Genomic DNA, 6,097 nt, shown 5'->3' with positions numbered 1-6,097 from the left:
GGCCTCCGGAGAAGCCGGGGCGATTCAGTCCTTGCTGATCGATGGAACACGGGACAACCTCAAGATGCTTCCAGACCGCGATGGCCGTTACCTGCGCGAGCCGTCGCTCGTGTTCGCCCGGGCGTCGTTTGATACCGAGCACAAGCGGCCCTTGGACCAGGCCCCGCCACAGGGAGCGACGACTCTGGCGCATATCTTCCTCCCGCTGCCGCCCGGAGACGGTTGACCGGCCCGGGGCGGGGTGTTGGCCGAGGGACGCGTCAGGGTCCCTATGCCTGGCCTGGCCGACGGCATCAGTCAGACGCGTTCTGTGAAGTCAGAGATCTTCCACTCCGGGACGATATGCGCATGACCACGGCTCCTGCCGAACTGCTGGCGTTGGAGGGACGACGCCTGGACGAGTTGACCGTCAGCGAACGCGCCGTGTTCCAGCGCTACCGCGATGCGCGTCCCCGGGCAGGTCTGCCTTGGGTCTCCGTCGGTCTCTCCACCGATCCCCTTCCGCCGACCGCCCTGTTGAGCGCCTCATCACAGACTGAAGCCGACGATCTCCTGCGACAGGCGGGCGCCGTGGTCTGCGTGCGCGAGTACCCGGCCGCGCCGTAGGGCCCCTACTCTTCGAGAGGTTACGATCGCGTGGGTCGGCAAGCCACGGCGTCAGCGGGCCTTGCGCAGTGATTTGCGCGGGCTTGCTTTGACCGCCTGACGGGGTGGCACCGGCGCAGATGACTCCGATAGCAGGTTATCGGCTAAGGCAAGCAGGCGGACCACCTGCGGATCGGTGGCACGCCTTTCGGTAGAGATGGCGTAGTAGCGCTCAGTGACTCCCTCCAGGACGCCGACCAGTTCCACCCCATACAGACGCTCGATTTCGATGCGCACGGTCAGCGGCGCCGGGAAGGCGCCTATGCCCGAGGCGCCGAAGGTCTTCATCAAGCCCCCGTCGTCGAACTCTCCGACGATGCGCACCGCCAGGCGGTGGGACTCAAGCCACTGCCGAAGCTGCTCATACACGACGCTGTCCCGTCCGGGTACCAGTAGAGGGGCGACCGCCAAAGAGGCGGGAAATCCCGGCCGCAAGTGCTTGGCCAGGGCTGGGGCAGCGAACAGCCCCATCGGCGTTGTCCCCAGCACGTGGTTGTAGGCCTTGACCGCACTGCCGGTGGGTACCGGGCGATCGGCGATGACGACCTCCAGTCGATGCAGCGCCAACTCGGCCAGCAGGACATCGAGTCGTTCATGGCTGGCCGTCAAGCGGACGCCCTGATCCTCCACCAGCGGTGCCAGCAGTCGATAGGCGAGCGATCGTGGAACCGCATCGGTCATGCCGACCCGAAACAATCGCGCACGGCCACTGGGCATGGCACGGACTTGGGCCTCCAGCTCGTCCGTCAAGCCGAAGATCTCATCCGCGTACGAGTAAGCCACGCGCCCGGCATCGGTTAGCTCCAGGCCGCGGCCGACCTGGCGAAGTAGCTCGACCCCCAGTCCCAGCTGCAGTTCGGCGACCTGTCCACTCAAGGTGCCCGGCGACAGCTTCAACTGCTCCGCGGCGCGGGACAAGCCGCCAAAGCGGGCGATCGCCCAGAAGTAGTGCAGGTGCTTCAGGTTCATTGTTCGACTTTCCCGAAAGGACCCTTTGAATATAGCACATTGATCGAACTGACCGCTCCGCTCAGGATGCCGACACCCCACACACGGAGCTCGACCATGCGCATGGGAATTCTGGCCAAAGGCATCGAGATGACCGATGCGATCCGCACGTATGCCCAGAAGCGGCTACGGACGGCCCTGGGTCGCTACCCGCAAGCGGTCGCTTCGGCGCACGTGCGTCTGAACGACATCAATGGGCCTCGTGGCGGTGTCGACAAGCAGTGCCTGGTGGAGGTTCGCGGGCCGGCGTTCTCCCCGATCATCGTGCGCGAGGACGACGCCGATCTGTACGTAGCGATCGACCGCGCCGCCGATCGCGTCGACCGGGCGGTTGCCCGGCGCTTAGCCCGAAGCCGCGACGTGGACCGCGGAATGCTTCGCTAACGCCGAACGCGGCCTGCGCACTCCGCATCCTTCCCTGGGCCAACAGGCCCCCGATCACCCTGCCTGAGATCACTGCCTGATGGACCTCTCGACTTTCCTGATGACCCCGTTCCTGGGCCAAGCGGCCTGGCTGTGGCTGAGCTTCCTGGCCCTGGTGGTGGCCCTGCTCGCTTTCGACCTGGGCGTCCTCCATCGCACGCAGCGTGAGATCCCGGTGACCGAGAGTCTGATGCTCTCGGGCGGCTACATCGCCATCGGTTTGGCGTATGGCCTCTGGGTCTGGAACCAGTTGGGCGCCACCTCGGCCGCGGAGTACTACACCGGCTACCTGATCGAGAAGTCGCTGTCGATGGACAACGTCTTCGTCATCGCGATGATTTTCTCCTACCTCGCCATTCCCCGGGCCCTCCAGCATCGGGTGCTCTTCTGGGGCATCATCGGCGTGATCGTACTGCGCGCCATCATGATTGGCCTGGGCGCCACGCTGGTCAGCCAGTTCAGCTGGATCCTGTACGTGTTCGGTGCGTTCCTGCTGCTGACCGGCCTCAAGATGCTGTTCGCCTCCTCCAAGCCGGTCGACCTGGCATCCAACCCGATGCTGAAGTGGCTCCGCCGCCACATGCGCGTGACCGACGAACTGCACGGCAACCAGTTTTTCGTCCGCAAGCCCGATGCCGACGGCTCGATGCGGCGCTACGCCACCCCGCTGTTCCTGGCCCTGATCCTGATCGAGACGGCCGACCTGATCTTCGCGGTGGACTCGGTGCCGGCGATCTTCGTGATCACCCAGGATCCCTTCATCGTCTACACGTCGAACATCTTTGCGATCCTGGGTCTGCGGGCGCTGTACTTTGCCCTGTCGGCCATGATCGACCGGTTCGAATACCTCAAGTACGCGCTGGCCCTGGTCCTGGTCTTCATCGGCTCCAAGATTTTCCTGGTCAATATCACCGGTAAGTTCCCGTCCTGGGTCTCGCTCAGCGTCACCGTGGGCCTGATCGCCGGCGGCGTGGTGTTCTCTTGGCTCAAGACGCGCAAGACGGCAGTGACTCCGACGGGAGGCGTGTGAGCGCATCCATCGCCCGTCACACAGGGGAGCCGCCCGCCGGGCCGCTGGGCCCGGAGCCAGTGTTCACCTGGCATGCCACGGGCGCGCTTTGGTTCGACGCGGTCGTGGCGGCGATCGAACGCGCGGAAACGACGGTGGATCTGGAGTTTTACATCTGGTCCCCAGGGCGTCTGGCAGGGCGACTGCATGCCGCGTTGGCCAGGGCGGCGGCGCGGGGATGCCGCGTCCGCCTGCTGCTGGACACCTTCGGCAGCGAACACGCCGGTCCCGCCGTAATCATCATGCGGCAGGCCGGGATCGAGGTGAGCTGGTTCAATCCGCGCCGCTGGGCCCGCCTGAGCTTCCGCAATCACCGCAAGCTCGTGGTGGTGGACCGCCGCCACGCCCTGCTGGGCGGCTGCAATGTCGCTGACGAGTACGACGGCGATGGCGTCCAGAACGGCTGGCGGGATCTCGGTATCGGCACGCATGATCCGGCCTGCGTGATGGCGTTGGCCCGGTCGTTCGACCGGCTGTGGGCGATGGCCCCGTTCGACCGCCTGCCCGGGGCCGAATCCATGCCCGAAGCGTCGCGCGGCGAGGGCTGGGAGTTGTTCGTCGCCGGCGCTGGTCGCGGCGGCCGGCGCTATCGCCGCTGTCTCCACCGCGATCTGGCCAGTGCTAGCCAGATCGACGTCCTAGCCGCCTACTTCGTGCCCACTACGCGCGTGCGGGGGCTGCTGCGCCGGGCCGCCCGCCGAGGCCGGGTGCGGGTCATCGTACCGGTGATGGGCGACGTCCCGCTGGCCCACCATGCCTCGGCGCACGTGCTCCACGCCCTCGTGCCTTCGCAGATCCAGGTGTACCAGTACCTCCCGGCCATGCTGCACGCCAAGCTCGTGATCGCCGATGACGCGGTGTATGTCGGGTCGGCCAATTTCGACCCGCGCAGCCTTCGGATCAACTTTGACCTGATGCTCCGGATTCAGGACCCGCAGATCGCCGCGCAAGCCCGCGACATCGTGGCTGGGATCCAAAGCCATTCGGCGCGTTACCTCTGCGGCCACCCCGGCCTCCTCGCCAGGTGGCGCCAGCGGGCCGCCTACGCCGCAGTGGCCTGGCTGGACCCCTACATCGCCCGACGCAAACTTCGACTGCTGTCCTGACGGAGCCCCTTCATGGAATCGCTTGAGTTTTTCTTTGGCCAGGATTTCCTCGGCAAGGCCGTGTGGATCTGGGCCGCCTTTATCGGCATCGTTGCGGTCCTGCTGGCCTTTGACCTGGGCGTGCTGCACCGGAAGGACCGGGTCATTGGCGTGCGTGAGAGTGTGGCGCTCTCCATCGGCTACATCGCGATCGCATTGCTTTATGGCGCGTGGGTCTGGTGGTACCTGGGCCCGAACTCGGGAATGGAATACCTCACGGGCTTCATGATCGAGAAGACCCTGGCGGTCGACAACGTGTTCGTGATCGCCATGATCTTCACGTATTTCGCCATCCCAGCCGCCTACCAATACCGGGTGCTCTTCTGGGGCATCCTGGGCGTCATCGTGATGCGGGCGATCATGATCGGTCTGGGCGCGGCGCTGGTCACCCGGTTCGACTGGATCATGTGGGTCTTCGGCGCCTTCCTGCTGCTCACGGGTGTCAAGATGCTGTGGATGGTGGACAAGAAACCGGACCTGGCAGGCAACCCGGTCATCGGGTTCCTGCGCCGGCACCTTCGGGTCACGCCGGAAGTCCATGGCAGCCGGTTCTTCGTCCGCGCCCCGCGCGATGCATCAGCTGCCTCGCCGCTGGTCTGGTGGGCCACCCCGGCCTTCCTGGCGCTTCTGATGGTCGAGTTCGTGGACCTGGTCTTCGCGGTGGACTCAGTCCCAGCGATCTTTGCGATCACGCAGGACCCGTTCATCGTCTACACGTCCAACATCTTCGCGATCCTGGGCCTGCGTGCCCTGTACTTCGCGCTCGCGGCGATCCTCGACCGCTTCCACTACCTCAAGTACTCGCTGGCCCTCGTGCTGATCTTCGTGGGCGGCAAGATCTTCTGGGCGCAGGGCTTTGGCAAGGTCGACCCGCTCATTTCGCTTAGCGTGACCGGTGCGCTGCTAGGCGCCGGCGTCCTCTACAGCCTCTACCGGACCCGCACTCCGCCTTCCTCTTCCCCGACTTCAGATTAAGGACAACACCATGCGCCCCTTCAACCTGTCACGTCGTACGCTTCTGGTGGGCCTCGCCGGCCTGCTGGCCCTTGGGCTGTTGGTCCTCGTAGCCGTGGTGTTCGCGCTTGGCAGCGTGATGGGCTGGGGCACGGCGGCGCTGGACAAGGTCACTGACGCGACGACCGCGGCGGTCGCCCAGACGCGGGAGGACGCCACCCGCGAACTGGAGAAGGCCAAGAGCGACGTCGCGGCGGCGGTGGCGACGGCCGCCACTTCGAGCGAAGAAGCGACGCGGGCCCTCGAGGACGCGCGGACGGCCGTCGCGGGTGCACGCGACGCCCTCGCCGAACCGGAGGCGGCGCTCAACCGAGTGACCGATGCGGTCACGTTGGAAGCCGAGCGCGCCGCCGCCGCTGCGGTGGTCGCAGCCGCACCTGTGCTGGCGGAACGCGCGGACGCGGCGGGGCGCGTCTTGGATGCGTTGGCAGGCCCGGATCCCGAGCTCTGGCCCAAGGGCCTGCCGCTGCGTCAGGTCCACTATCGAAAGGGTGAAAGCGTGACGGAATACGGTTACGAGGCGACCGAGGGCTTCGATCTGGCCCAGATGCGGGAGCAATTGGTGGCACTGGGTTACACCGAGCACGTCATTGCCGAAGGCGGCGACGCGCTGGAGGCGGTGTATCGCGGACCGCAGCAACTCGTGCTATCGGCTAGCCTTCGTGAGGGGAGACAGGTCATCGATGTGCGTGAGGCCCCGCTCGCCGTTCCGGCAAAGCCTGAGCGTTGATGTTCACGGAGAGTTGGCTCGCCCTTGACGCGCAAGCGCGCAACCGTCGTTGCTGGTTGTCGG

General features: G+C 65.9%; 8 protein-coding genes. 7 read left to right on the top strand and 1 reads right to left on the bottom strand.

The window, feature by feature from the left end:
- Both N787_RS15230 and N787_RS10230 read left to right on the top strand, forming a co-directional pair.
- On the top strand, positions 1-226 hold a 226-nt coding region (locus N787_RS15230), incomplete at its 5' end, for a hypothetical protein (protein ID WP_211252156.1).
- Between the two features lie 122 nt (positions 227-348).
- Entirely contained in the window at positions 349-606 is a 258-nt protein-coding gene (locus tag N787_RS10230) for a hypothetical protein (protein ID WP_034213479.1), read from the top strand.
- Between the two features lie 51 nt (positions 607-657).
- Here the strand turns inward: N787_RS10230 and N787_RS10225 are convergent, their stop codons facing one another.
- The gene (locus N787_RS10225; RefSeq protein WP_052575364.1) at positions 658-1,614 is read right to left on the bottom strand and encodes a LysR family transcriptional regulator; all 957 of its coding nucleotides are present in this window, start codon (positions 1,612-1,614) and stop codon (positions 658-660) included.
- A gap of 96 nt (positions 1,615-1,710) precedes the next feature.
- On the opposite strand from N787_RS10225, the gene N787_RS10220 reads away from it, so the two are divergent.
- The 5 genes from N787_RS10220 to N787_RS10200 all read left to right on the top strand — a co-directional run bounded on the left by N787_RS10220 (position 1,711) and on the right by N787_RS10200 (position 6,034).
- On the top strand, positions 1,711-2,037 hold the full coding sequence (locus N787_RS10220; protein ID WP_034213477.1) for an HPF/RaiA family ribosome-associated protein: 327 nt from the start codon (positions 1,711-1,713) through the stop codon (positions 2,035-2,037).
- A gap of 100 nt (positions 2,038-2,137) precedes the next feature.
- The gene (locus tag N787_RS10215) at positions 2,138-3,106 is read left to right on the top strand and encodes a TerC family protein (protein ID WP_211252155.1); all 969 of its coding nucleotides are present in this window, start codon (positions 2,138-2,140) and stop codon (positions 3,104-3,106) included.
- The gene (locus N787_RS10210) at positions 3,103-4,251 is read left to right on the top strand and encodes a phospholipase D-like domain-containing protein (RefSeq protein WP_034213471.1); all 1,149 of its coding nucleotides are present in this window, start codon (positions 3,103-3,105) and stop codon (positions 4,249-4,251) included. Before N787_RS10215 ends, N787_RS10210 begins: the two co-directional genes overlap by 4 nt.
- A 12-nt stretch (positions 4,252-4,263) precedes the next feature.
- Positions 4,264-5,265: a TerC family protein gene (locus tag N787_RS10205; RefSeq protein WP_034213468.1), complete on the top strand. Its 1,002-nt coding sequence runs from the start codon at positions 4,264-4,266 to the stop codon at positions 5,263-5,265.
- A 10-nt stretch (positions 5,266-5,275) separates the two neighbouring features.
- A complete protein-coding gene (locus N787_RS10200) occupies positions 5,276-6,034 on the top strand; it encodes a hypothetical protein (protein WP_156968979.1) in 759 nt (252 codons plus the stop codon).
- Positions 6,035-6,097: the final 63 nt, after the last annotated feature.

It is taken from the genome of Arenimonas metalli CF5-1 (assembly GCF_000747155.1).
GTDB lineage: Bacteria > Pseudomonadota > Gammaproteobacteria > Xanthomonadales > Xanthomonadaceae > Arenimonas > Arenimonas metalli.
The sequence above is the reverse complement of the archived record's forward strand: the minus strand, read 5'-3'. Positions and strand labels throughout refer to the sequence as shown.